General features: G+C 54.4%; 19 protein-coding genes. 10 read left to right on the plus strand and 9 right to left on the minus strand.

The features are described 5' to 3' along the window. Nucleotides 1-158 precede the first annotated feature (158 nt). Nucleotides 159-1,253, plus strand: a complete 1,095-nt coding sequence (locus J5067_RS05425; protein ID WP_264643731.1) for an ABC transporter ATP-binding protein — start codon at nucleotides 159-161, stop codon at nucleotides 1,251-1,253. Between the two features lie 268 nt (nucleotides 1,254-1,521). Then, nucleotides 1,522-2,139: a LysE family translocator gene (locus tag J5067_RS05430; protein WP_264642865.1), complete on the plus strand. Its 618-nt coding sequence runs from the start codon at nucleotides 1,522-1,524 to the stop codon at nucleotides 2,137-2,139. A 29-nt stretch (nucleotides 2,140-2,168) separates the two neighbouring features. On the opposite strand, the gene J5067_RS05435 is transcribed toward J5067_RS05430, so the two are convergent. After that, the gene (locus J5067_RS05435) at nucleotides 2,169-2,417 is read right to left on the minus strand and encodes a GlsB/YeaQ/YmgE family stress response membrane protein (protein WP_264628123.1); all 249 of its coding nucleotides are present in this window, start codon (nucleotides 2,415-2,417) and stop codon (nucleotides 2,169-2,171) included. 721 nt (nucleotides 2,418-3,138) lie between these two features. On the opposite strand from J5067_RS05435, the gene J5067_RS05440 reads away from it, so the two are divergent. Further along, nucleotides 3,139-4,416: a PTS ascorbate transporter subunit IIC gene (locus tag J5067_RS05440; protein ID WP_264642866.1), complete on the plus strand. Its 1,278-nt coding sequence runs from the start codon at nucleotides 3,139-3,141 to the stop codon at nucleotides 4,414-4,416. A gap of 71 nt (nucleotides 4,417-4,487) precedes the next feature. On the opposite strand, the gene narI is transcribed toward J5067_RS05440, so the two are convergent. The 5 genes from narI to J5067_RS05465 all read right to left on the minus strand — a co-directional run bounded on the left by narI (nucleotide 4,488) and on the right by J5067_RS05465 (nucleotide 13,128). Further along, nucleotides 4,488-5,165 carry a respiratory nitrate reductase subunit gamma gene (gene narI / locus J5067_RS05445; protein ID WP_264642867.1) on the minus strand — a complete coding sequence of 226 codons (678 nt, stop codon included), beginning with the start codon at nucleotides 5,163-5,165 and terminating at the stop codon, nucleotides 4,488-4,490. After that, complete coding sequence (gene narJ / locus J5067_RS05450; RefSeq protein ID WP_264650625.1) at nucleotides 5,152-5,883, minus strand: nitrate reductase molybdenum cofactor assembly chaperone; 732 nt, start codon at nucleotides 5,881-5,883, stop codon at nucleotides 5,152-5,154. Before narJ ends, narI begins: the two co-directional genes overlap by 14 nt. Beyond that, entirely contained in the window at nucleotides 5,883-7,439 is a 1,557-nt protein-coding gene (narH, locus tag J5067_RS05455; RefSeq protein ID WP_264642868.1) for a nitrate reductase subunit beta, read from the minus strand. Before narH ends, narJ begins: the two co-directional genes overlap by 1 nt. After that, nucleotides 7,439-11,212 carry a nitrate reductase subunit alpha gene (locus J5067_RS05460; RefSeq protein WP_264650626.1) on the minus strand — a complete coding sequence of 1,258 codons (3,774 nt, stop codon included), beginning with the start codon at nucleotides 11,210-11,212 and terminating at the stop codon, nucleotides 7,439-7,441. The genes narH and J5067_RS05460 overlap by 1 nt, the downstream gene beginning before the upstream one ends. Before the next feature lie 515 nt (nucleotides 11,213-11,727). Next, nucleotides 11,728-13,128, minus strand: coding sequence for a NarK family nitrate/nitrite MFS transporter (locus tag J5067_RS05465; RefSeq protein WP_264650627.1), 1,401 nt, complete (start codon nucleotides 13,126-13,128; stop codon nucleotides 11,728-11,730). 416 nt (nucleotides 13,129-13,544) lie between these two features. On the opposite strand from J5067_RS05465, the gene narX reads away from it, so the two are divergent. Beyond that, nucleotides 13,545-15,356, plus strand: coding sequence for a nitrate/nitrite two-component system sensor histidine kinase NarX (gene narX / locus J5067_RS05470; RefSeq protein WP_264650628.1), 1,812 nt, complete (start codon nucleotides 13,545-13,547; stop codon nucleotides 15,354-15,356). Nucleotide 15,357: 1 nt separating this feature from the next. Further along, a complete protein-coding gene (gene narL / locus J5067_RS05475; protein WP_264650846.1) occupies nucleotides 15,358-16,008 on the plus strand; it encodes a two-component system response regulator NarL in 651 nt (216 codons plus the stop codon). Between the two features lie 48 nt (nucleotides 16,009-16,056). Here the strand turns inward: narL and J5067_RS05480 are convergent, their stop codons facing one another. Next, nucleotides 16,057-16,845 (minus strand): PhzF family phenazine biosynthesis protein, encoded by a 789-nt coding sequence (locus J5067_RS05480; RefSeq protein ID WP_264650629.1) that lies wholly within the window; start codon nucleotides 16,843-16,845, stop codon nucleotides 16,057-16,059. 359 nt (nucleotides 16,846-17,204) lie between these two features. On the opposite strand from J5067_RS05480, the gene J5067_RS05485 reads away from it, so the two are divergent. Both J5067_RS05485 and J5067_RS05490 read left to right on the plus strand, forming a co-directional pair. Further along, a complete protein-coding gene (locus tag J5067_RS05485; protein WP_264642873.1) occupies nucleotides 17,205-18,497 on the plus strand; it encodes an acyltransferase in 1,293 nt (430 codons plus the stop codon). A gap of 262 nt (nucleotides 18,498-18,759) precedes the next feature. After that, nucleotides 18,760-19,806 (plus strand): DUF481 domain-containing protein, encoded by a 1,047-nt coding sequence (locus J5067_RS05490; RefSeq protein WP_264650630.1) that lies wholly within the window; start codon nucleotides 18,760-18,762, stop codon nucleotides 19,804-19,806. Nucleotides 19,807-19,874: 68 nt separating this feature from the next. Here the strand turns inward: J5067_RS05490 and J5067_RS05495 are convergent, their stop codons facing one another. Beyond that, nucleotides 19,875-20,573, minus strand: a complete 699-nt coding sequence (locus tag J5067_RS05495; protein WP_264642875.1) for a gamma-glutamylcyclotransferase — start codon at nucleotides 20,571-20,573, stop codon at nucleotides 19,875-19,877. A 307-nt stretch (nucleotides 20,574-20,880) separates the two neighbouring features. Here J5067_RS05495 and J5067_RS05500 point away from each other — a divergent pair, with 307 nt between their 5' ends. From J5067_RS05500 to dauA, 3 genes are all read left to right on the plus strand, one after another. Then, a complete protein-coding gene (locus tag J5067_RS05500; protein WP_264642876.1) occupies nucleotides 20,881-21,711 on the plus strand; it encodes a siderophore-interacting protein in 831 nt (276 codons plus the stop codon). A 299-nt stretch (nucleotides 21,712-22,010) separates the two neighbouring features. Then, nucleotides 22,011-23,111 carry a sodium-potassium/proton antiporter ChaA gene (gene chaA, locus J5067_RS05505; RefSeq protein ID WP_264650631.1) on the plus strand — a complete coding sequence of 367 codons (1,101 nt, stop codon included), beginning with the start codon at nucleotides 22,011-22,013 and terminating at the stop codon, nucleotides 23,109-23,111. 152 nt (nucleotides 23,112-23,263) lie between these two features. Further along, on the plus strand, nucleotides 23,264-24,964 hold the full coding sequence (dauA, locus tag J5067_RS05510; protein ID WP_264642878.1) for a C4-dicarboxylic acid transporter DauA: 1,701 nt from the start codon (nucleotides 23,264-23,266) through the stop codon (nucleotides 24,962-24,964). A 30-nt stretch (nucleotides 24,965-24,994) separates the two neighbouring features. Here the strand turns inward: dauA and J5067_RS05515 are convergent, their stop codons facing one another. After that, nucleotides 24,995-25,399, minus strand: a complete 405-nt coding sequence (locus tag J5067_RS05515; protein ID WP_264642879.1) for a hypothetical protein — start codon at nucleotides 25,397-25,399, stop codon at nucleotides 24,995-24,997. Nucleotides 25,400-25,543 lie beyond the last annotated feature (144 nt).

The raw sequence follows: 25,543 nt of genomic DNA on the forward strand, positions 1-25,543 counted from the left end.
AGGCAAACCCCGTCGGCAACGCCCCACCATGGCGCATACCAATAACCGCTCACACCCGGTTTTGACTTTTAACCACTTAGTTACACAACGGTTTCATTGAATGGGCATGCTTTATGCATAACGGTTGTGATGATACCGTTACGCGAGAGATTGGACGCATGAGAACCTACGTCAGCTTCAAGAATATTCAGAAAACCTACGACGGCGATCGTCTGGTGGTCAAGAACCTGAATCTGGACATTCAGGAAGGGGAATTTTTAACGCTGTTGGGCCCTTCCGGCTCCGGTAAAACCACCAGTTTGATGATGCTGGCCGGGTTTGAAACCCCCACTCAAGGCGAAATTCTGCTAAAAGACGCCCCGCTACACAGCCTGCCGCCACACCAGCGCGGCATTGGCATGGTGTTCCAGAACTATGCGCTGTTTCCGCACATGACCGTTGCCGAGAATCTGGCGTTTCCCCTCTCGATTCGTCGTATGAACAAGAGTGATATCAAGGAAAAGGTAGATCGCGTGCTGGATCGCGTAAAACTGACAGAGCTGGCGGATCGCTACCCGGCGCAGATGTCCGGTGGGCAGCAGCAACGCGTGGCATTGGCGCGCGCCTTGGTGTTTGAACCGAAACTGGTGCTGATGGATGAGCCGCTGGGCGCATTGGATAAACAGCTGCGCGAGCACATGCAGTTGGAGATTAAAGCCCTGCATGAATCTTTGGATCTGACCGTGGTGTATGTGACGCACGATCAAAGCGAAGCCATGACCATGTCGAACCGCGTCGCCGTATTCAACGATGGCATCATCCAGCAAATGGACAGCCCGAGCGATATTTATGAACGCCCACAGAACACCTTTGTCGCACAGTTCATCGGCGAAAATAATACGCTGGTTGCCACGCAAAGCGGCACTGACGGCGATTACTATCTGGCAACGTTGGACGATGGCACCGTGTTACGCGCCCTCAAGGTTCGCCCCAGTTCACCCGGTAAAAAAATCAGCCTGTGTATCCGTCCGGAACGTATTCGCGTCAACGCCAACCCGCTGACTGCCGGTGCAGAACAGGTTCGCGCGCGTATTCAGCAATTTATCTATCTGGGCGATCATGTGCGCATGATGACCGAAGTGGCAGGCCAATCGCCTTTTATGGTGAAACTGCCCGCCAGCGAAATCCAGCCACACTGGAAGCCCGGCACGGAATTGATGCTCTCCTGGCAGCCGGAACACCTGCGTGCGCTGGATGTGATTGTTAGCCATTAACCGCCTCGCCAGGGCGAGGTTGTTGACAAACCGGTCTAATACGGTCATTCCCGCGCAGGCGGGAATCTCTTACAGACTAAAGGCGTTCATTCTGTCAGAGATCCCCGGCTTTCGCCGAGGATGACGTGACGGTAAAGTGACGTTGTAATCAGTCTGACTTGAGCTCAGCCAGGGTTTGGTCGTCAACGCCAAATCCCCTCGCCCTGTCACAGCCTTTCAGGTCGCGATCCGCTACAATCAGCTGACAGACACATTTTCGGCTAACCGCATGGATGTTATCGGATTTATCGCTACCATGATGCCCATCGCCCTGTCGCCCGGCGCCAGCTTTACGCTGGCGCTGAATAACGCGGTGACACAGGGCGCGCGTGGCGTACTGCGTATTATTGTTGGCACCGCATTGGGTATTTATACCCATGCGATACTGGCAAGCATAGGGATCTCTGCGCTGTTGATGCGCTATCCAGCGCTGATGCGCGCCCTCACGCTACTCGGCACCGGCTATTTGGTTTATCTGGCGTTACGCCTGATACAGCGCGGCTGGCAAGGTGCCGCGCGAGCCCCTGCATCCGGCCGTTTATTGGGGATTCGTGCCGCCTACGTTGCCAATGTGCTCAATATCAAAGCCATTTTACTGTATGTGACGGTAGTGCCTCTGTTTGCAGGCGCTACGCGTGACAGTCAACCACTGGAACAGAGCGTGATGAGCTTTATGGCGTTGGCGACGGTGCACGTCGCCATCATGAGCGGATGGTTGCTGCTGACAACACAGGTGCTGCTGCGCTCGGCGCGCGCCGTCAATATGCAGACCATGGAAACCACCATCAACCTCGGTGGCGGGCTGATGCTGCTAGGGCTGACGCTGTGGCCTTATCTACAAGGGTAAAGGCGGGACAGTGATCCCGCCTTGTGCGATTACGCGCGAATTTTACGGTACACCAGCAGCACCACCAGAGCGCCAACCACCGCAACGCAGAAACTGCCAAGATTGAAACCGTCCACGCGGCCAAAGCCAAAGAAAGTGCTGATATAACCGCCCACCACCGCGCCAACGATGCCGAGCAAAACCGTAATAATAAATCCGCCACCGTCTTTTCCCGGCATGATCCATTTTGCCAAAACACCCGCAACCAACCCAAAGATAATCCAGGACAAGATTCCCATAACCACCTCATGTTTTACAGATGAAAACGCGCATCCAGGACACACGCGAACGACCAGTACTTCATCAAGTATAGGCACAAATGGCAGCAAGCGAGTTGTGCTGCGTTGAAGATTTTTATGGACAATTCAATTGGAGATTAATGAGTTAACGTTAAACGGGTAAAACAGATATTAAAAAATGCATCACCTTCTCTCTACTGGCGTTTTATTCTTAGAACCAAGAATAAAGGGTATTCTACAGATGAAACTCCCGTCGGGTTATATTGCATAAAAAAGTGATAACAAACAATTAACCAACGACAATAACAAAGCGTTAAAATAATAATAGCGCTTTCGATAAAATAGTAAAAATCCCATATACAAACACAAAGAAACATTGTTTTACAATTTTGGAACGATGTTTTATTTTTCTGATTAAGATCTCATATTAAAAAAATCGCACTGAGAAAAATTGGTTATTCGTGCTGTAGTAGCGTGGCAAGGATTATTGTAAAGATAAATTATCAAGACGTAGAGCCTATCCCAGTGGGCATCATTAGCGTAGCCAGTTTGTTTACGGGCAGCGCGCAGAAACCAGGGACAGGCTCTTAATAACACCAACGAATGTAGCATAACGCCAATGAGAACAGGTTCGCCCTGCCTCTGTGCACGCTCACGCCTGGCGTGCACACAACGGCTGTTCTGCAAACACGTTTGCTATCACTATACCTACAGGGTCAACATGGACATATTGTTAAGTCTGGTTAAAACGCCGTCTGTCATCATTGCCATTGTCGCTTTTTTAGGATTATTATTCCAAAAGGCCACGATTTCACGATTAATAACAGGGACGTTTCTCTCCTTTATTGGCTTTACCATGATAAAAGTAGGCGGGAGCATTTTAATGAAAGTGCTTACCGCTTTTAGCAGCTTATTTTCACACGCCTTTAATATTGTTGGCGTGGTGCCCAGTAACGAAGCCATCATGGCGGCAACTATTGATAAGATAGGTGCCACGGCGGCGTTGATATTGCTGTTCTCGATGATCATCAATATCCTGCTCGCCCGTTTTACTCGTATGAAAAATATCTATTTATCGCTACATCTGGTGCTGTTCATGGCATTCGCTCTGACCGCCGTGTTAGCACAATTAGGCTACAGCGTGTTGTTTATCGTGATCATCGCGTCGGCTTTCATTGGGTTCTACATGGCATTTGCCCCTTACGTATTGGGGCGATTCAGCCGCAAAATCATCGGCTCTGATGAATACTCCATCTCTCATGCGGCAATTTCTTCCTATATTCTCGGCTCTTACATGGGAAAATGGTTTGGTAACACCCAGCATGACACCGAGCATTTGGAAATCAGCAACCGTTTCGACTTCTTGCGCGAGCCCAATGTGGCCACGTTGTTGACCATGCTGATTTTGTTGGTCATTTCCTGCATTTTTGCCACTCAACCGCAAATCAAAGACGCCATGGTGATGGTGTATGGCAGCGGCGCGGCGGATAAAAACGTATTGATTTTCATTTTGGAACAATCCGCGACCTTCGCCTGCGGCCTCTATTTGGCAAAAGCAGGCGTAGGGCTGTTCACGGCTGAAATCGTTCCGGCATTTAAAGGATTTGCCAAAGTCTTCGCGCCCGGCGCGGTGCCGGCAGTTGACGTTATGGTGCTGTTTGACAAAGCGCCGAACGCGACGCTGATCGGCTTTTTGGTGAGTTTCCTGGTTGAGCTGATTTGTATTCTGATTTTCCCGTTTATTGGTCTGCCTATCATTGTGCCCGGCATTATGGCGAGCTTTATCACCGGCGGCGCAGCAGCCATTTTCGGCAACGCAACCGGCGGCTTCAGAGGTGCCATCATCGCCAGCTTTATCAATGGGTTGTTGCTGTGCGTATTGCCAGCCCTTACGCTGCCGTTGTTTGCCGATCTGGGTGCCAAAGGTGTGACCTTTGCTGACCCGGATTTCACGATACCCTCTCTGATCCTGAATTTTGTGCTGGGGCTGTTTAAATAAGCACAAAAAAATCCCGCCAACCTTTATGGGTTACTTCAAAAGAATGGCGGGATTTTCTGTATCGCTATCGCTTAGCGGCGGTTACGCACCAACTGATAACGACGCGTGAGATATTCCACCGGCGCGCTCCAGATGTGCACCAGGCGGCAGAACGGGAACAGCACAAACAGCGTCAACCCCAGCACGATATGCAGTTTGAACACCCAGGCGACCCCTTCCAGATGCGCTGACGCCCCACCGTGGAAGGTCACAATCGACTGCGCCCAGCCGACCAGCTTCATCATTTCGCTGCCGTCCATGTGCTGCGCAGAAAACGGGATGGTCAACAGGCCCAACCCGGCCTGAATCACCAACAGCGACAGGATAAGAATATCGCCAACGCTCGATGTGGCGCGAATACGCGGATTCGTCAGTCGGCGCTTGAGCAGCAAAATACCGCCCACAAACGTCAGTACACCGGCCGATCCGCCACCAATCATCGCCATTTTTTGCTTCACTTCAATCGGCAAAAAGGCTTCGTACATCCAGTGCGGTGTCAGCATCCCCAAAAAGTGACCGGCAAAAATCCCCAGGATACCCAGGTGAAACAGGTTCGAGGCCAAGCGCATACCTTTTTTGTCCAGCATCTGGCTGGAACCGGCACGCCACGAGTATTGCCCATAGTCATAGCGCAGCCAGCTTCCTACCAGGAACACCGTGCCTGCCAGATAAGGGTAGATATCAAACAACAGCATATTAACGTAGTGCATGGTTTTTTCCTCCGGCAGGTTGTGCGTCAAGATCCAGATACTGGGGTACTACCGCGCCTGCAAAGCGACGCTGGTGCGCGGTCTGCTGCGCGTTTTCGCATCCCTGATCCGCAAAGAACTTCACCTGCTCTTCTTCCCACACCGCATCCAATGCCTGTGGCGTGTCGTCACGGGCTTCATCTGCCACTTTATGCGTAACATCATCACTTTTTAACGCACTGCCTGAGAGCGCCAGTAGCACATCAAACAGCAGGGCATAATCGCTGTCACGCTGCTGTAAACGCGCACCGAGCAACGCCAGAATCGGCGCGACATCCAGTAGCCCTGCACGACTTTCTGCTGGCTCCAACCGCGAGAGATATTCCAGATAGAGCGGCAAGAAATCCGGCAGTTCACGGCAGTCAAGCTCAAGGCCCGCCGCATGGTAATGCTGCATCAAGTCGACCATGGCCTGACCGCGATCGCGCGATTCACCGTGCACATGTTCGAACAGCAACAGCGACGTCGCCCGGCCCCGATCGAACAGCGCGCTGTATTCGGCCTGTTTATCCAACAGATCCTGCGCACACTGTTGTCGGATAAACTGCGCCAGTCGCTCGCGCAGTGGCGGTGACAGCGTGCTGTCTTGCGCCAATGCCTCGATAAGCTCCTGGTGATGTGCCCACAGCTCCCCATCGGGATAATCGAGCAGGCGGGCAATAATGCGTAACGTCATCATCAATCCTCCTGCATCACTTTGCTGTTCATGTCACGCGTTTTGCTGGTGACATCAATGGCATCAATGCGTTTGCTGTTAAACAGGTTGAACTTGCTGTCGCTGCCGTGACACCCGTCGCCGAAGCTGAAACCACACCCTTTGCTTTCCGGGAAGGCTTCACGCGCCAGCTCACGGTGGCTGGACGGCACCACAAAGCGATCTTCATAGTTGGCAATCGCCAGATAGCGGTACATTTCCTGCGCCTGAGCTTCGGTCAAGCCTACCTGCTCCAGCGCACGGGTATCGATCACCCCTTCTACGGTTTCTGCGCGCTTAAAGTGACGCATCGCCAGCATACGTTTCAGCGCCAGCAGTACCGGTGCGGTGTCGCCCGCTGTCAGCAGGTTCGCCAGGTACTGCACCGGAATACGCAGACTTTCCACGTCCGGCAGCACACCGCTGTGTGCCAGCGCGCCCGCATCGGCGGCAGACTGGATCGGTGACAACGGCGGAACGTACCACACCATGGGCAGCGTGCGATATTCCGGGTGCAGCGGCAGCGCCAGTTTCCACTCCATCGCCATTTTGTAGACCGGCGATTGCTGAGCGGCTTCGATAACCCCGCGCGGCACGCCATCTTTCAGCGCCTGAGCAATCACGGCCGGATCGTTCGGGTCGAGGAATACCTCAAGCTGACGTTGGTAGAGATCCTGCTCGTTTTCCGTGGCCGCTGCTTCAGCAATACGGTCGGCGTCATACAACAGCACGCCGAGATAACGAATGCGACCTACGCAGGTTTCAGAGCAGAGCGTCGGCTGTCCACTTTCGATACGCGGGTAGCAGAAAATGCATTTTTCTGATTTGCCACTCTTCCAGTTGAAGTAGATTTTTTTGTACGGGCAGCCGGTCAGGCACATGCGCCAGCCGCGACATTTATCCTGATCGATCAGCACAATGCCGTCTTCACCCCGTTTGTAAATCGCGCCGCTCGGACAGGTCGCGACACAGGCCGGATTCAGGCAGTGTTCACACAGGCGCGGCAAATACATCATGAAGGTGTTTTCGAACTGGCCGTACATCTCCTTTTGCATATGCTCAAAGTTTTTATCTTTGGCACGCACGCTGAACTCACCGCCCAGGTCATCTTCCCAGTTCGGCCCCATTTCGATTTTCTTCATGCGCTGACCGGTAATCAGCGAGCGCGGACGCGCTATCGGCTGATGTTTCCCTTCCGGCGCTTTACGCAGGTTTTCGTAGTCGTAATCAAACGGCTCATAGTAGTCATCGATTTGCGGGACATCCGGGTTGGCGAAAATCTTGGACAGCACGCTGACGCGGTTGCCCATGCGCGGCTCCAGCTTGCCGCTGATTTTACGGATCCAGCCGCCTTTCCATTTTTCCTGATCTTCCCAGGCGTGGGGATAGCCCACACCCGGTTTGGTTTCGACGTTGTTGAACCAGGCGTATTCCATCCCTTCACGGCTGGTCCAGACGTTTTTACAGGTGACGGAGCAGGTATGGCAGCCGATGCATTTGTCCAGATTCAGCACCATGCCCACTTGGGAACGAATTTTCATCAGGCTTTCTCCTGCGCGGTCAGTGAACGGGCTGCGGGCTGTTCGTAATCCTGGCCTTCATCATCCAGCCAATCGATACGTTTCATTTTGCGTACCACCACGAATTCGTCGCGGTTACACCCGACTGTGCCGTAGTAGTTAAAGCCGTAGGCTAACTGCGCATAACCGCCGATCATGTGCGTCGGTTTCGGCGTAATACGCGTCACCGAGTTGTGAATGCCGCCGCGCTGCGCCGTGATCTCTGACCCTGGCAGGTTTACGATACGCTCCTGCGCGTGGTACATCATGGTCATGCCTGCCGGTACACGCTGGCTCACCACCGCACGCGCCGTCAGCGCGCCGTTGGTGTTGAACGCTTCCACCCAGTCGTTGTCCACGATGCCCAGATCCCGTGCATCATCCTCACTCAGCCAGATAACCGGCCCACCGCGCCCCAACGTCAGCATCAACAGGTTGTCGCTGTAGGTGGAGTGAATGCCCCACTTCTGGTGTGGCGTCAGGAAGTTGAGCGGCTTCTCAGGGTTGCCGTTCGGTTTCTGATTAATCACCGGTGCCACCGCACGGGTATCCACGGGCGGGCGGTACACCAACAGGCTTTCACCAAAGGCACGCATCCATTCGTGATCCTGATACAGTTGCTGACGGCCCGACAGCGTGCGCCAGGGAATCAGTTCATGTACGTTGGTGTAGCAGGCGTTGTAGGAGACATGTTCATCTTCCAACCCTGACCAGGTCGGGCTGGAGATAATTTTGCGCGGCTGAGCCTGAATATCGCGGAAGCGAATTTTTTCGTCTTCTTTATTCAGCGCCAGATGCCTGTGGTCACGACCGGTAAACTTGCTCAACGCCTCCCAGGCTTTTACTGCCACCTGGCCGTTGGTTTCCGGTGCCAGCGCCAGGATCATTTCCGCCGCATCGATGGCGGTGTCAATTTTCGGACGACCGGCCGCTGCGCCATCAGCCTTGGTGTAGTTGAGTTTTTTCAGGAAATCGACTTCGGTTTGCGTGTTCCAGCCAATGCCTTTACCGCCGTTACCCAGCTTGTCCAGCAACGGCCCTACGGAGGTGAAGCGTTCGTAGAGGTTCGGGTAATCGCGTTCTACCACCATCAGGTGCGGTGCAGTTTTGCCGGGGATCAGATCGCACTCGCCTTTTTTCCAGTCATCCACGCCGAACGGTTGTGCCATTTCGGCGGCAGAATCGTGTTGGATCGGCAGCGTCACCAGATCGGTTTCCACACCGAGGTGCCCCTGACAAAGGCTGGAGAAGGTTTTGGCGATGCCTTTGTAGATTTCCCAATCACTCTTGGCATCCCAGGCTGGATCGACGGCGGCAGAGAGCGGGTGAATAAACGGATGCATATCCGAGGTATTCATGTCGTCTTTTTCGTACCAGGTGGCCGTCGGCAATACGATATCGGAATAGAGACAGGTGCTGGACATGCGGAAATCCAGCGTCACCACCAGATCCAGCTTGCCTTCACCGCCCTGCGCCTGCCACTCCACCTCTTCTGGCATAACGCCGCCCTGCTTACCGAGATCCTGACCTTGCAGGCCGTGTTCGGTGCCGAGCAGGTATTTGAGCATGTATTCGTGCCCTTTACCGGACGAGCCCAGCAGGTTGGAGCGCCAGATAAACAGGTTGCGCGGGAAGTTTTGCGGATTGTCCGGCTGTTCAGCGGCAAACGCGATATCGCCGGTTTTTAGCGCCTGTACGGCATACTCTTGCGGCGTCATCCCCGCTTGCTGCGCGTTGGCGGCAATACGGAGCGGGTTGACGTTCAACTGCGGCGCAGAGGGCAGCCACCCCATGCGTTCGGCACGCACGTTAAAATCGATCATGCTGCCGGTAAAACGGGATTTATCCGCCAGCGGCGACAGGAATTCTTGCGGTGCTACCGTTTCGTAACGCCATTGGCTGGAGTGGTTATAGAAAAAGGAGGTACTGTTCATGTGGCGCGGCGGACGCTGCCAGTCAAGACCGAACGCCAGCGGCGTCCAACCGGTCTGCGGACGCAGTTTTTCCTGGCCGACATAGTGCGCCCAACCGCCACCGCTTTGGCCGACGCAGCCGCAGAACACCAACATGTTGATCAAACCACGGTAGTTCATGTCCATGTGATACCAGTGGTTGATACCGGCACCCACGATAATCATTGAACGGCCGTGCGTTTTGTCGGCGTTATCCGCGAATTCGCGCGCGATACGCACGATGTTGTGGCGAGAAACACCGGTGATCTGCTCGGCCCATGCCGGGCTGTAGGCTTTCACCTCATCGTAGTCACGGGCGCAGTTATCATCGTTCAGTCCGCGATCCAGCCCGTAATTCGCCAGCGTCAGGTCGTAAACGCTGGCAACCAGCGCTTCGCTGCCATCGGCCAGCGTCAGGCGTTTTACCGGCAGTTTATGGCGTAACACTTCGTCGAGTGCGACGCTGCTGAAGTGCTCGCTTGGCAATCCACCAAAGTACGGGAAGCCAACCTCCGCCACCTCATCGTGCGCACCCAGCAGGCTTAAACGCAGTTGTACTTCTTCACCACTGACGCCGTCGCGTTGCTCCAGATTCCATTTACCCTGATCGCCCCAACGGTAGCCAATTGAGCCTTGCGGCGCGGTCAGATTGCCACTCTGCTCATCAATCGCCACCGTTTTCCACTGCGGGTGATTCTCCTGACCGAGGTTGTCCACCAGATCGGACGCACGCAGCATACGGCCCGCCGCGTAGTAACCCTCTTCACGCGGTTCCAATAGCACCAGCATCGGCATGTCGGTATAGCGGCGCACGTAGTCGGTGAAATAGCGGCTTGGGTTGTCCAGATGAAACTCTTTGAGGATCACATGGCCCATCGCCAGCGCCATGGCGCTGTCAGTGCCCTGTTTCGGATTCAACCACTGGTCACACAGCTTGGCGATTTCCGCATAATCCGGCGTGACGGCCACGGTTTTGGTGCCTTTGTAACGCACTTCGGCAAAGAAATGTGCATCCGGGGTACGCGTTTGTGGCACGTTGGAACCCCAGGCGATGATGTACGACGAGTTGTACCAGTCGGCTGATTCCGGCACGTCGGTCTGCTCGCCCCAGGTTTGCGGCGACGCCGGCGGTAAATCGCAATACCAATCGTAGAAGCTCAGGCAGACACCGCCGAGCAACGAGAGATAGCGAGCACCCGCCGCATAAGACACCATCGACATCGCCGGGATTGGCGAGAAGCCGATAATGCGGTCGGGTCCAAAGGTTTTAGCGGTGTACACGTTGGAGGCCGCGATCAGTTCGTTGACTTCGTTCCAATCAGAGCGGACAAAGCCGCCGCGACCACGGATTTTCTTGTAGTAGGCGGTTTTTTCCGGGTCCGTCACGATGGAAGCCCAGGCATCGACCGGATCGGGATGCGCCAGTTTGGCTTCGCGCCACAGCTTGAGCAGCCGCTTGCGCATCATCGGGTACTTCAGGCGGTTTGCGCTGTAGAGATACCAGGAATAGCTGGCACCGCGTGGGCAGCCGCGCGGTTCATGGTTTGGCAGGTCCGGACGGGTTCGAGGATAGTCGGTCTGCTGCGTTTCCCAGGTGACCAGACCATTTTTCACATAGATTTTCCAACTGCACGATCCGGTGCAGTTGACGCCGTGCGTTGAGCGTACCACTTTATCGTGCTGCCAACGGCTGCGGTACCCATCTTCCCAATCCCGGTTGGTATTGAGCGTTTGACCGTGCCCATCTGCAAAGGGTTCGGCCAATTGTTTAAAGTAACGTAACCGGTCAAGAAATTTGCTCATCCGGACTCTCCTGCTGCGAAGCCTGTTGGCTTCTGTCGTTATGAATGCGCGTAGCCGATACGGTGTGTTGCCTACGGCACATTGCTCCAATTGGCGCTAGGGTAACGACCTGAGGCGGGTTCGAAATTGATACCGATCAAGCTCCTCCGGGGTGCCAAACGGCAACGCCGAGTGAAATACCACCAAGGGATTACGAAAATAAAAACTGATATCCATATGAAAAATATAGATATTAATAACCTTTATACCCAAAGGGATAACAATGATTTCCACTCGTGACTATTTGGAGGTAGGTAGAGTGGTGAGAGGTGGATAGAACGCAAAACGCGGCGCAAATGTGCGCCGCGCGAGGTTGCTGAAAATTCACTTTACGCTTCATCATCCCCGGCTCTATTCCTCGTCATCCTCGGCGAAAGCCGGGGATCTCTGTCAGAATGAACGCGTTTCTTCTGTGCGAGATTCCCGCTTTCGCGGGAATGACGGACGCGGCGGGTAGCCCACCATCAGGTTAGCGGCTAGCGCGCTGTTTTACGCCCATAAAACAGCCAGGTGACCAACACGCACACCACATAACACAGGATAAACACTTTTATCGCCCCTGCCGGTGAACCGGTCAGTTCGAGCGACGTCCCGAACGCTTTGGGGATAAAGAATCCGCCGATAGCGCCAATGGCAGAGATAAAGCCAAGCGCGGCAGCGGAGTCCGTCGCCGCTTCACGCAGCGCATCGTCATCGCTGCCACCGCGCGCTTTAACGCGCTCTGCGGTCAAACGTCGGAAAATCACAGCAATCATCTGGAAGGTCGATCCACTGCCCAACCCGGCGGTGAGGAACAGCAGCATAAACAGCCCAAAGAACACGGCGAAGCTGCCCGCATGACCATCAGCAGCCAGCGACAGATAGAGCAATATCGAGAATATCGTCATCAGGATAAAGTTGATCAGCGTGACGCGCACGCCGCCGAAACGGTCGGACAGCATTCCCCCTACCGGTCGCGCCAATGCCCCGAGTAACGGGCCAAAGAACGCGTAGTGCAGAATCACGATATCGGGAAATTGCGTTTTGGCGAGCATGGCAAACCCTGCGGAGAACCCGATAAACGAGCCAAACGTGGAGAGATAAAGAAAGCTGAGTACCCACAAGTGCAAGCGCTTGAGCACCGGCAACTGCTGACTGATTGAGGCTTTGGTGGTGCTCAGATCGTTCATGCCAAACCAGGCCGCCAGCGATGCTACCAGCAGGAAGGGCACCCAAATCCAGGCGGCACGGTACAACCACACGGTACTGCCATCAGCCTGCGCTACGCCACCGGCGGAGCCGAGTAAGGGCAAGAAGATAACCAACGGCACCAGAATTTGCATCACGCTGACGCCGAGATTGCCCAACCCGCCATTTAGCCCCAGCGCACCGCCCTGTCTGGCTTTGGGGAAAAAGAAACTGATATTTGCCATGCTGGAAGCAAAATTGGCCCCGGCAAAACCGCACAGCAACGAGATGATGACAAAGGTGTGATACGGCGTTTGCGTATCCTGCACCACAAACCCCAGCCACAGACACGGGATCACCAGAATCGAGGTACTCAGCGTGGTCCAACGCCGCCCACCAAAAAGGGGGATGACAAAGGAGTACGGTACGCGCAGCAGCGCACCGGACACCGAGGGCAACGCGGTTAATAAAAACAGTTGATCTGTCGAGAAGTGAAAACCCACTTTATTCAGGTTAACGGCCACGGTGCTAAACAGCATCCAGACACAGAAAGAGAGCAATAAGCACGGGATGGAAATCCACAGGTTACGGGTGGCGATGCGCTGACCGTGCCGTTGCCAGAAATCGGGATCTTCCGGATACCACTCCCCAATGGTCGCGTTAAGCGGCTTTCTCGTAGGATCATTTTTTGTTGTTGTAGGCTGCGTCATAAAAACCTCAGTGAGTAAAAACTCGGTATATAACCCTGAGGAAATAACAGGGTATTCAGGGCGCAACATGAGGGATGCCAGTGTAAATAAAATTGATATGAATCAACGCGCTGTCAGGTAAAAAACGCCCTACCAACGCCACCCACCCCCTTGTGAGTAACCCTGAGTTAAAAAATAAAAACCGCGAATTCAGCCCGTTAACGCGGCATTAACCTCAACTACTCCCAGCCATGATCCGCGATGGATATTTGTGGGTACTTATTAAGGGGTATAGGGTTATATCAAAGGATGGTGAAGAATGCAGACCTATCAGATACCGTTAGCGTTGCCGCGCTATTCAGCCACAACGCACACGCGCAAAAACAGGACATTCGTTGAACAACAATGTGAGCGAAGGATGGCGACGTGGAGTTCTCATGGTTAAACGCCTTTTGCTGCCGCTGTCACTGACACATCAGGTAGCGATGCTGATGCTGTTACTCGGACTCCTCGGCATTGCGGGCATGGCCATATCCAGTTGGATGTCACAGAACATTCAAGGGAATGCGCACGCCATCAATAAAGCGGGCTCCTTGCGCATGCAGAGCTATCGCCTGCTCTCCATGGTGCCGTTATCCAACAGCAACCACATTTATCTGGACGATCTCGAACGCGATGAGGCCAACAGCGATTTGCAACAGGCGGTGCGTCGCGAAGGGTTAAGCGAACCGTTTTCTGAATTGCGCGCGTTCTGGCAAACCCAACTTCGTCCTCAGTTACAGCAGGCATCGCGACCCGACGAAGCCGCCAGCGATGTCGCCGCCTTTGTTGCGCAGTTGGACGCACTGGTGTCCGCCATCGATCACAGCACCGAAGAGCGCATCGCGCTGGTCACCAAAATCCAACGCCTGTTTATCGCGCTAATGGGCATGGTGCTGCTGGCAACCATTCTCTATTTGCGCCACCGTTTGCTGACGCCGCTGCGTAAACTGGTCGCCATGGCACAGGCCATCGGCCACGGTGATTTCAGCGAACGTGTCAGCCTCTCCGGCAAAGATGAAATGAGCACGCTGGCGCAAGCGCTGAACAGCATGTCGGACGAACTTTCTGCCATCTACCACCAGTTGGAACAACGCGTCGCGGAACAGACCACCCGTCTGCGTCAGAAAAACGATACCCTTTCCTTCCTGTACCGCGCCAGCCGTCGGTTGCATACCAATGCGCCGCTGTGCAGTCGGGTGATGCCTATTCTCAACGAGCTGCCCGCCTTAACCCCGCTGAAAAATATCCAACTGCGGCTCTATGAGAGTAATAATCAGGAGCAGTTTCACCAGTTTAGTCACCAAACGCCTTACGATGCGGCAAGCTGTCCTGACACCAACTGCCAAAGCTGTGGTTTATACAGCAGCGCGAATACCGCCAGCGGCGAGCCGGTATTTTGGACGTTACACGATCAACACCATCAATACGGCATGGTGCTGGCCACGCGTGCCAGTGAGTGCGAACTGAGCCCCGATCAACAGCAGTTGTTGAATACCCTGTTGGGCCAACTCACCAGCACATTGGCGCTCGAACGCCAATCTGAGCACCAGCAGCAGTTGATACTGATGGAAGAGCGTGCGGCAATCGCGCGTGAATTGCATGATTCACTAGCCCAATCGCTCTCCTGCCTGAAAATTCACGTCAGTTGCATTCAGATGCAAGGCGGAAATCTGTCGGATGAGGTACGCAGTCAGTTGACCGAGATGCGCGAAGAGCTGAACACCGCCTACCGTCAACTGCGCGAGCTGTTGACCACCTTTCGACTTCAGCTCAACGAATCCGGCCTGTTGGCCGCGCTGCGCGCCACCGTTGAAGAATATGAAAAACGGTTGGGATTCCCCCTGCGTTTGCATTATCAATTGCCACCGCAAGCGGTATCGGCCCATCAGGGGATTCATGTCCTGCAAATTGTGCGTGAGGCGCTCAGCAATATCTACAAACACGCGCAGGCCAGCGAGGTGGACATTACGCTGGTGCGGCGCGAAAAACGTATCGAATTGACCGTGCGGGATAACGGCATCGGCATCGTTCAGGATAGCCAGCGCGCCAATCATTACGGTTTGATTATCATGCGCGACCGCGCGCACAGCCTGCACGGAGAGTGCGTCATTGCGCGCCATCAGGATGGCGGAACACAGGTGAAGGTCACGTTTGACGCAGAAAACCGCTACCGCCCAGAATTAACAGGAGAACACCATGACGAATGAAGTGACAAATGACGATAGCGCGACCCTTTTATTGATTGACGATCACCCGATGTTGCGCAATGGCGTAAAACAGCTGCTCAGCATGGTGCCCGGTTTGTGCGTGGTGGGTGAAGCCAGCGACGGGGAACAAGGGGTGATATTGGCAGCAGAGTTGGACCCGGATCTGATTTTGCTGGATCTGAACATGCCCGGCATGAATGGATTGGAAACGCTGGTGCGTTTGCGAGAAAAGGCGCTCTCTGGCCGCGTGGTGGTGTTTAGCGTTTCCGATCATGAAGATGACGTGGTGAGCGCGTTGAAAAACGGTGCGGACGGCTACCTGCTCAAAGACATGGAACCGGAAGATCTGTTGGCGTCGTTGCATCAGGCCGCATCGGGAAAGATGGTGCTTAGCGAAACCCTGATGCCGATCCTCGCCGCCAGCCTGCGTGAAAATCGTCAGGGTAGCGATCGCAGCATTCAGCAGTTGACGCCCCGTGAGCGCGATATTCTGAAACTGCTGGCACAAGGGCTTGCCAATAAGGTGATTGCACGCAAACTCTCCATCACGGAAAGTACCGTGAAGGTGCACGTTAAGCATCTGCTGAAAAAAATGAAGCTGAAATCGCGTGTGGAAGCGGCAGTATGGGTGCTGCAAGAGAAAATATTTTAATCGCCGGGAGCCGTCGTAAGCGACATCCCGGCGGCGCCGCGTTGGCGGTTATCGCAAGAAGATTTTGCCTTCCGAATAGGTGATAGCCTGGCCGCTAATCAGCACCCGATCGCCTTGCCATTGGCAATGCAAATCGCCGCCACGTGCGGAAACCTGGCGTGCACGCATCGCGGTTTTTCCCAAACGATCGTGCCAGTAGGGGATCAGCATGCTGTGCGCCGAGCCCGTGACCGGATCTTCGGCAACGGCTTCTCCCGGGCAGAAAAAGCGACTGACAAAATCATAGTCGTCTCCAGGCGCCGTCACACACACCATTTTGCCCAGGGGCTTCATGGCGTGAATATCTGGTGTTAACGCCTCTACCTGCTGCTGGTTTTCCAACACCACCAGATAATCGCGCGCCGCGCGCACCTCTACGGCTTTTTCGATCCCCAAACAGTGCAACAGCAGCGATGGCGGCGTGACCGGCTCCGCCTGCCAGGCGGGGAAATCCAGCGTCAAGCCTGCGTCACTGCGCGTGACCGTCAGTTCCCCGACGAACCGGGTCGAGAAACGGATGGTGTCTCCCGCATGCCCAATGGCGGTGAAAATCACATGCGCTGCTGCCAGGGTGGCATGTCCACACAGGTTGATTTCGCCCTGCGTAGTGAACCACCGTAACGCATATCCCTGCTCGCTCGGCACAAAAAAGGCCGTTTCCGATTGGTTGTGCTGGCGCGCCATCTGCAACAGGCGTTCATCCGGCAACCAGGCTGCCAATGGGCATACCGCTGCCGCATTGCCACCAAACGTGTGCTGCGTGAACGCATCGACCAAGTAAAAATCCACGGTTAACATTGTTACTCCTTGATTGTCAGGCGGCTTAGCGCTGTCCTGTGAGATGTCAGGACCCCATAAACGTTACTATCATTGATGTGTGAGAGCGAATTTCCTTCACCGAAAAACCTGAATGCCGATAACATATGAAAGCCCATCATCCTTAAGAAACTTTACGTTTCTTTTCAGTTGGTTAAATAACATCATGAATATTAAACCATTCCTAAACAATATCGGGGATTATCGTCATAATCCTACTTATTCCCGGCAGTTACTTCGCTAAACTCACATTAAGAGTCATTTTTTGCCATTTGCCACAGCCATGATGTGCGACGCCTTCTGGCGCAACGCGCATCGCTGCTCGGCCCAGAGGGATAATCATGGTTAAACCGCGTACAGAACGCTTTATCGGACTGGAATGGCTGCGTTTTCTGCTCGGCTGCTATGTGATGATCTATCACACTGCACATATGTATCCCCAGATAAAACGTGTGCCTTTTTTAAGTGAACTGACCAGCATGGGTTTTTTCGCCACCAGCACCTTTTTTGTGCTTTCCGGTTTCCTGCTGGCCCACGTTTATATTCGCGGTGGGCAACTGCGCGAACCCGCCCGCCATTTTTGGGCCAAACGGCTGTTCACGCTCTATCCCATCCATATCATGGCGCTGCTGGCGTCTATCGCCGTGGTCACCCTGATGCAATGGCTGGCGGTGCCGCCGGAAGGTCAGGTCGCCAGCGCACGCTTTGTCATTTATGACACCAACGAGCCGAATGTCGATCCGGAAAGCCTGCGCCATTACATGACCAACGCGCAATTGCTGTTCAATAGCCTGCTGCAAGTGTTTATGCTGCAAGCATGGAACCCCTATTTTCTGACGTTCAATGCCCCGCTGTGGTCGCTCTCAACGCTGTTTTTCTTCTATTTGCTGTTTCCTGCGTTGGGCCCACGCTTACTCAACAGCCGCCACCCCTGGATTTGGCTTGGCATTATTTGTCTGCTTTATTTGATACCGCCGGCCTGGATTATTTGGAAGCAACAGTTTGGTATGCCCTACACCGGTTTGCTGCAACGCGGACCTATTTTCCGTTTGCCGGAATTTTTAGCAGGGATTTTGGGCTATGCGCTGTTCCGCCATTACCGCGATCGCGCCAGAATGCCACTCACCAGCGGCCAACGCACCGGGGTTGTCGCGTTCATTGTGCTGAACTTCATCGCGGGTGCCTGGCTGTTCACTAACGGCGAAGCCTACTGGTATTTCTTGTTGCACAACGGTCTGCTGCTGCCCGCTCAGGTGGGATTGGTGTGTCTGAGCGCGCTGGCACGCGATCCGGACAGCCACTGGCTGCGCCATTGGTCACCGCGATTGGGTGCGGCATCACTCTCTATTTTTGCGTTACATGTTCCGCTGTTCAACCTGTTCCGAACGCTGGAGCAGCTAGTACGCGGCGATCCCATGACCTGCTTTAGCGATTGGGAGCAGTGCGCCGTGGCCGCCGGGAACGTACAGCTTTCACTGCCCGGCTACGGCATCTTCCTGCTGGCAACCGTGGTTATCTGCTTACTGTTCCAGGAGCAAATCGTGACGCGGGTACGCCAATTTCTCACAACACGTTTCCTGCCGCGCAAAGCGCGTCCTGAGAGAAACCTGCGCAAGCCGCAACAAACAGCGTGATGTCTCCCCCTCTGCGCACCACCGGACGGCGCAGAGGGGATAGCACGCCGATTGAAATGTGATTTTGTTCTCGTTATAGCGCTTAATCATCATTGATATGTTTTATAACAATTTAGATTCTAACGAATTGATGATTTATTGTAGAGCCAGATCACATTTCCTGTTACTGTTTGCAGTGCCGAAATTAACGGCCCAACTGCTTTAGCCAGCGCCATTGGCAGCATTATTCATCAACAACTTCCACTGTATTATCTCCCAAAAAATGACACATACTAAACGCGCATTATCTTCCCTGGGGTTGGCCTTTGCTTTGGCAACGGCTGGCACATCTGCAAGCCACGCCGATACGGTCTGGCTCAACAACGGGGACAAAATTACCGGGAAAATTACGCTGCTTGACGGCGGCAAACTGTTTGTCACCACGGATTATGCAGGCTCCGTTTCTGTCGCCTGGGATCAGGTCAAAACCTTTCAATCCGACCACGGGTTGGTTATTCAGGGCGAGCGCTATGAAAATGGCGTGCTGTATCCGAGCCTGAAAGCGGGTGAAACCCGTTCCGTCGTCGGCGCGCCTGCCGGTGCAGGTCAAGGTGAACAAACGCTGGCGCTGACCAACATCAAATCCATCGTTACCGCTAAACCGCTGGTCACTGACTTCTCCTGGAAAGGCAACATCGACGCAGGGATGTCGCACAAGAAGAGCTCTACCGAGACAGAAAACTACGATGTCACCCTCGATACCCGGATGCGTCACGGCACCTGGCGTCACAACGTGGATGGCACCTACCACGAAGCCACCGAGAATGATGTGCGCAGCACCAAGAATGCCTCCGGTGAATACGCACTGGATAAATTCCTGGATGAGCAATGGTTCGTCCAGTCTCGTTACTATTACAAACGCGACTGGATCGAAAACATCAAGGTTAACCGCTCGTTCGGTCTTGGTCCCGGTTACCAATTCTGGGACAATGATTTAGGCGCGTTCTCACTGACGTCGCTGATCAACAGCCAAACCTTTACCTACCAAAACGAAGCGGAAGGCAAAGAAGATAACTTCTACTCTGCCGGTCTGAAATGGGCCTACAACCGTTATTTGTATAGCAAAACCATTGAAGCCTTCACCAACGGTGAAGTTGGGCGTTCATTGGATGGTACTGCACCCATCTATTTGAAAGCGGAAGGCGGCTTGCGCTTCAAGTTGACCGACTGGTCCTCATTGAGTATGCGCGTGGTGCGTACCCGCATCGAAAGTAATCAAGGGGATGTGGACGATACCATGTATACGCTGGGCCTTGGCGTAGGCTGGTAATCCGTTTGGTCGCCATTGGCTGGTTTTTTGCGGTCAATGGCGACGCGATGTGATGTTGATTGACGAAGCTAAACGCCCCACCAGTCACCCTGCTGGGGATGTGCCTGCTTCGCCTGTTCCTGAAGCTCTCGCACCCGCTGCGCCAGCGCCGTTAAACAGTCATCGGCCATGCCGTGTTTTTTGAGCGCGTCCTCCAGTGCAAACAGATACTGTGCGTTGGTGCCCAGCGGACCGCTGGCTTTGGCAATCAGAGGCGCGACGCGGTGTATGCAGGTATCCGCTTCAATCAGCGGATGCTGCTCTTGCGAAACAAACACCAACGCCGTGAGTATCTCGCCGTTTTGACAGTGCAGATCGCACCATTCCGGACGGTAGCAACCGGTTATCATCTCGCGTTTCCAGAGCAGTTCCAGATCTTCACGCAAGGAAACTTCCGGTAAGCGAAATGCCATTCCCGTCGTTTTCCCACCGGGCGTTAATGCCAGCATACGCCCAGGTTGCGTTGCCGTGCCGCGTCCTGCGGTAAGGCGCAGGCAAAACGCACGCTGCCAGCCGGGAAGTGTGGCTAAACGGGCTTCCTCCGGCGTAAACACCGGATTCCACATCAGTGAGCCGTAACCAAAGACCCACACGGGGCTATCAGGACGACGCGATAGCGTCTGGTTCAGGGAGTCCGCTCGCTGCGAAGGCGTGAGCAGCAAGTTTTCTTCGATACAACCAAAAGACGTACCACAATCAGCCTTTTGTAAAAAATCGCGTGTTAACAATACCTTAAAACCCCCAACAGCCAAAAACTTAACAATAAGCGGTACTTTCTTTCCGACAAAAACAGCGTAACTGCTTAAAATTTCTGCAACTCATTCCAGAATATGCATTCTTTGTGTGGCAATCAAGCTTGATCTTAATCACAAAGGGTTAATGTAACGCTGAAACCGTAAGAAAAAATGTTGAACAGTGCGTTTTTAGCCACGCGTGCTTTTTGCCTGTCACTAAAATGATAATCACTATCATCAACATGCTATGATGTTGTCCATCAAATCAATAATGATATCGGCTGAATGATGGAGAAATTTAATGGCTCATCCGACAGGTATTCGCCCAGCCCAACCCCGATTAATTCAGGTCAAACGCATTAGCGATCTCTCACCGCATTTACGCTGCATCACCTTTCACAGCGACACCCTGCGCGACTACCCGGCAGTCGAACGACATGCCGCGCATATCAAACTGTTTTTGGCTCGTCCCGGCCAGAGTGCGCCGACGTTGCCCACATTGGGAGAACGCGGTCCGCAGTGGCCGGAAGGTGAGGCGCGCCCCATCGTGCGCACCTACACGGTTTATGCATTCCGGCCCGAGTTGGGTGAAGTGGATGTTGCCTTTGCCCTGCACGACCACGGCGGCCCCGCCGTGACCTTTGCCCGCAACGCACAGCCCGGTGACAGCGTAGGCATTAGCCAACCGGGTGGTCCGCACCCGATGCTGCCTGCGTCCAGCGCCTACTATCTGGCAGGCGACCCCTCTTCGTTGCCCGCCATTGCGGCGCTGCTCGGCGCGCTGCCCCCCGATGCCACCGGCCATGCGGTTATTCGCATCGACAGCGAGGCCGATCGTTTGACACTGGCCGCCCCTAGCGGTCTCAGCGTGCATTGGGTGGTCGGCTCGACCGCCAGCACCGAGACGTTGCTGCAACAGTTCCATGCCGTGACGCGTGACGTTGACGCCAGCACCGCCTTTTTCTGGCTGGCGGGCGAAGACCGCATCGTGGTGCAACTGCGCCGTTACGTACGCAGAGAACTCAAGGTTGAGAGAAATCAGCTCTACGCCGTGCCATACTGGCGTGAAGGGTTAAACGAAGAGGATTACCACCAGAAACGCCACGATGTTATGGATAACCCAGATGACTGAGTGGACTAAAATTCACTAGCTACATCAATACAGTGGGGAGAAAACTGCCAGATTCTCCCCGCTTGCCTTTTTTTCATCACCAAGAATGTAAAATTACTTAAAATCTCCCGCCTGCTGCGCGCATTCTGCTAATCTGCTTTTGTTTTTTAGGCTATAACTATCTCTAAGCCACTTTTTCCGCAACGTCACACCCTTGCACATGGATTGCCGTCGCTACCCGCCTGGCATGAGTGAAGAGAACAATAAGGCGTGCGGCACTGCCAGTGAGATTCAATACTTTTGATAAGGAACCGCCTGCCATGAAGTCGCACACTGAGGTGATCAAAACGCGTCACCACGAATATTCCCTGATCTTCCCCATTATCGCGCTGTTTATCTTGTTGCAATGGAGCGATGCGCAAAATCTGATTGCGGTCCTTGGTATCAACTTTATTGCGCTGGTGGGCATCCTCGCCAGCGCCTTTAGCGTAGTGCGCCATGCTGACGTGTTGGCCCACCGACTGGGCGAACCCTACGGGTCGCTGATCCTCAGTCTCTCCGTCGTTATCCTTGAAGTGAGCCTGATCTCTGCGCTGATGGCTACAGGCGATGCCGGTCCTGACCTGATGCGTGATACGCTGTACTCCATCATCATGATCGTCAGCGGCGGCCTGGTCGGGTTTGCCTTACTGCTGGGCGGTCGGAAATTTGCCACGCAGCACGTCAATTTGATCGGTATCAAACAGTACCTGATGGCCATTTTCCCGCTGGCGATTATCGTACTGGTGTTCCCCACCTCACTGCCGGGCGGTAACTTCACCACCGGGCAAGCGCTGATTGTCGCCCTTATTTCCGCCGCAATGTATGGCGTATTTCTCCTGATCCAAACGCGCACGCACCAGAGCCTGTTTATCTACGAACATGAAGATGAAAGTGATGACGGCGACCCGCACCATGGTAAACCCTCTGCGCACAGTTCGCTGTGGCACACGGCCTGGTTGCTGGTTCATCTGGTGGCGGTGATCAGCATCACCAAAATGGACTCCGCGCCGCTCAACGCGCTGCTGACGCGCATGAATGCTCCAGAGCAATTCACCGGCTTCCTGGTGGCTCTGCTTATTCTCTCGCCCGAGGGACTGGGCGCTATCAAAGCGGTGCTGCGTAATCAGGTGCAGCGTGCGATGAACCTGTTCTTCGGATCGGTGCTCGCCACCATTTCACTGACCGTGCCAGCAGTCACCGTGATTGCCAGCTTAACGGGCAATACGCTGAATTTTGGTCTGGAAATGCCAAGCATCGTCGTCATGGTCTCGGTGTTGATGCTGTGTCATATTTCGTTCTCAACGGGCAGGACCAATGTGTTGAACGGCAGCGCACACTTAGCCCTGTTTGCCGCCTATTTGATGACAATCATGCTGTAATCCTACGGGAAAGCCCTGATTTTGCGTCAGGGCACCCTGCATTTTGATGTAAGTCGTAACACTCCCCGCTCAACAGGCGTATCCTACACTTCACTTATCGACGACGGGCCAACTGCCCGCCATTTTTTTGTCCTTTTTTGGTCTGACATAAGATGAAAACGCATGGAGTAAGCGGGGTTACACCCTTTAGTGCGCTGATCGCCGCCTGTTGGCGCGAAAAATATACCGCACAACGTTTGGTTCACGACATTATCGCGGGCGTTACCGTAGGGATTATCGCCATTCCACTGGCAATGGCGCTGGCGATTGCCAGCGGTGTTCCACCGCAGTACGGACTTTACACCTCGGCGATTGCCGGGATTGTTATCGCGGTAACCGGAGGGTCACGCTACAGCGTTTCCGGCCCAACGGCGGCCTTCGTGGTGATCCTTTACCCGGTTTCGCAGCAGTTTGGCCTGTCTGGGCTGTTGGTAGCTACGCTGCTTTCCGGGGTGTTTCTGGTGTTGATGGGCGTCTGCCGCTTTGGGCGACTGATTGAATATATTCCGCTGTCAGTCACCTTGGGGTTTACCTCCGGTATCGGTATCACCATTGCCACCATGCAGATTAAAGACCTGTTTGGTCTGCACCTGACCATCGTGCCAGAGCACTATATCGAAAAAGTGATAGCGCTGGCACAGGCGTTCCCCACCCTGACGCTGGCTGACACGCTGATTGGCCTGACAACGCTGGCGGTGCTTGTTTTTTGGCCGAAACTGGGCATCCGCTTGCCGGGCCATTTGCCTGCGCTGCTGGCGGGCGTTGCTGTGATGGGTATCATGTCGCTGATGGGCCACGATGTCGCCACCATCGGTTCACGCTTTAGCTATATGCTGGCTGATGGCTCGCAGGGTCAGGGTATTCCGCCCATTCTGCCGCAGTGGGTGCTGCCGTGGAACGTTTCCGCCGCCGGTGAACCGGCCATGACGCTCAATTGGCAGAGCATTTCCGCCCTGCTGCCTGCGGCATTTTCCATGGCGATGCTCGGCGCTATCGAATCCCTGCTGTGTGCGGTGGTGCTGGACGGTATGACCGGTAAAAAACACAACTCCAACGCCGAATTGATGGGGCAAGGCTTTGGTAACCTGGTAGCACCGTTCTTTGGCGGCATTACCGCCACCGCGGCTATCGCGCGCTCCGCCGCCAACGTACGCGCCGGGGCAACCTCCCCCGTCTCGGCGGTGGTGCACGCGCTGTTAGTGCTGCTGGCGCTGTTGGTGCTGGCCCCCTGGCTCTCTTATCTGCCGCTGGCAGCCATGGCCGCGCTGCTGCTGATCGTCGCCTGGAACATGAGCGAAGCCCATAAAGTGGTGGATTTGCTGCGTCACGGCCCCAAAGATGACATCATTGTCATGCTGCTTTGCATGTCACTGACCGTGCTGTTTGATATGGTGATTGCGATTACGGTGGGGATTGTGCTGGCATCGCTGCTGTTTATGCGCCGCATTGCCCAGATGACCCGGCTCAGCGAACGGCCTGAAACCTCGTCGCCGACGCGACTGGTGCTGCGGGTTAACGGTCCGCTGTTTTTCGCCGCCGCAGAGCGCATTTTCAACGATATCCTGCAACGCAGCGAGAATTATCAGACCATCATTCTGCAATGGGACGCGGTGCCGATTCTGGATGCAGGAGGACTGAATGCGTTCTTGCGTTTCAGCGATGCCTTGCCCGCTGACAAGCAGCTATTGATAACCGATATTCCGTTCCAACCGCTGAAAACCTTGGCGCGCGCCAATGTGCATCCCATCGCGGGACGCCGCACGTTTTACCCCACGCTGGCGCAAGCGTTGGAAGCAACGGAGTCTATCGATTAATCGGACTGACAATGGGGCCGCGCAAGCGGCCTAGACCGGTGTAATCTGGACGTTCAGGCATTCATTGCGCTGCGACACCGTTGTCGACGCCGCGCAGGCTTCGCGGATCGTCACCAACTGTTGTGACGTCAGCGGATACGGCAGCACAATATTCAGTGCGGTCAGTTTCTGTTGCTGTGCCAGCGCGATCAGTCGCGTCAGGTTGGTTTCATCGTTGACCTGGGTGGAAAGCACCTGCATTGCCAGCATTTTCATTTGCTCTTGCGGGGCAACCTGACGGGTCGACGCAGATTTCGTCACCATTCCGATAATCGGCAACACGCCATACATGGCATCAATAAAACGCCAGCGTTTATTACACAGCGCTGCCAAATACTCAGCGTAATCAATACTTAACGCCTCATTGGAACACACAGACTCTGGGTTATCTCCCATGTCCTTCTCTCCTGTTCGCCAGTGGGTTCATCGCGTCACTTGTACGTCAATCACCTTTCATCAAGCGTCGATAATACATCTGCCCTGTTTTACCAGGCTCACGGGTTACCCCCCTATATTGTCACGAGCGTGAGTGATTTGACA

This window comes from Candidatus Symbiopectobacterium sp. NZEC151, from assembly GCF_025962655.1.
Classification (GTDB): Bacteria; Pseudomonadota; Gammaproteobacteria; order Enterobacterales; family Enterobacteriaceae; genus Symbiopectobacterium.

What these genes read in the sequence shown, in the direction of transcription:
- J5067_RS05425 (WP_264643731.1), top strand. Translation starts at nt 159, where the DNA reads ATGAGAACCTACGTCAGCTTCAAGAATATTCAGAAAACCTACGACGGC.
- J5067_RS05430 (WP_264642865.1), top strand. Translation starts at nt 1,522, where the DNA reads ATGGATGTTATCGGATTTATCGCTACCATGATGCCCATCGCCCTGTCG.
- J5067_RS05435 (WP_264628123.1), bottom strand. Translation starts at nt 2,417, where the DNA reads ATGGGAATCTTGTCCTGGATTATCTTTGGGTTGGTTGCGGGTGTTTTG.
- J5067_RS05440 (WP_264642866.1), top strand. Translation starts at nt 3,139, where the DNA reads ATGGACATATTGTTAAGTCTGGTTAAAACGCCGTCTGTCATCATTGCC.
- narI (WP_264642867.1), bottom strand. Translation starts at nt 5,165, where the DNA reads ATGCACTACGTTAATATGCTGTTGTTTGATATCTACCCTTATCTGGCA.
- narJ (WP_264650625.1), bottom strand. Translation starts at nt 5,883, where the DNA reads ATGATGACGTTACGCATTATTGCCCGCCTGCTCGATTATCCCGATGGG.
- narH (WP_264642868.1), bottom strand. Translation starts at nt 7,439, where the DNA reads ATGAAAATTCGTTCCCAAGTGGGCATGGTGCTGAATCTGGACAAATGC.
- J5067_RS05460 (WP_264650626.1), bottom strand. Translation starts at nt 11,212, where the DNA reads ATGAGCAAATTTCTTGACCGGTTACGTTACTTTAAACAATTGGCCGAA.
- J5067_RS05465 (WP_264650627.1), bottom strand. Translation starts at nt 13,128, where the DNA reads ATGACGCAGCCTACAACAACAAAAAATGATCCTACGAGAAAGCCGCTT.
- narX (WP_264650628.1), top strand. Translation starts at nt 13,545, where the DNA reads ATGGTTAAACGCCTTTTGCTGCCGCTGTCACTGACACATCAGGTAGCG.
- J5067_RS05480 (WP_264650629.1), bottom strand. Translation starts at nt 16,845, where the DNA reads ATGTTAACCGTGGATTTTTACTTGGTCGATGCGTTCACGCAGCACACG.
- J5067_RS05485 (WP_264642873.1), top strand. Translation starts at nt 17,205, where the DNA reads ATGGTTAAACCGCGTACAGAACGCTTTATCGGACTGGAATGGCTGCGT.
- J5067_RS05490 (WP_264650630.1), top strand. Translation starts at nt 18,760, where the DNA reads ATGACACATACTAAACGCGCATTATCTTCCCTGGGGTTGGCCTTTGCT.
- J5067_RS05500 (WP_264642876.1), top strand. Translation starts at nt 20,881, where the DNA reads ATGGCTCATCCGACAGGTATTCGCCCAGCCCAACCCCGATTAATTCAG.
- chaA (WP_264650631.1), top strand. Translation starts at nt 22,011, where the DNA reads ATGAAGTCGCACACTGAGGTGATCAAAACGCGTCACCACGAATATTCC.
- dauA (WP_264642878.1), top strand. Translation starts at nt 23,264, where the DNA reads ATGAAAACGCATGGAGTAAGCGGGGTTACACCCTTTAGTGCGCTGATC.
- J5067_RS05515 (WP_264642879.1), bottom strand. Translation starts at nt 25,399, where the DNA reads ATGGGAGATAACCCAGAGTCTGTGTGTTCCAATGAGGCGTTAAGTATT.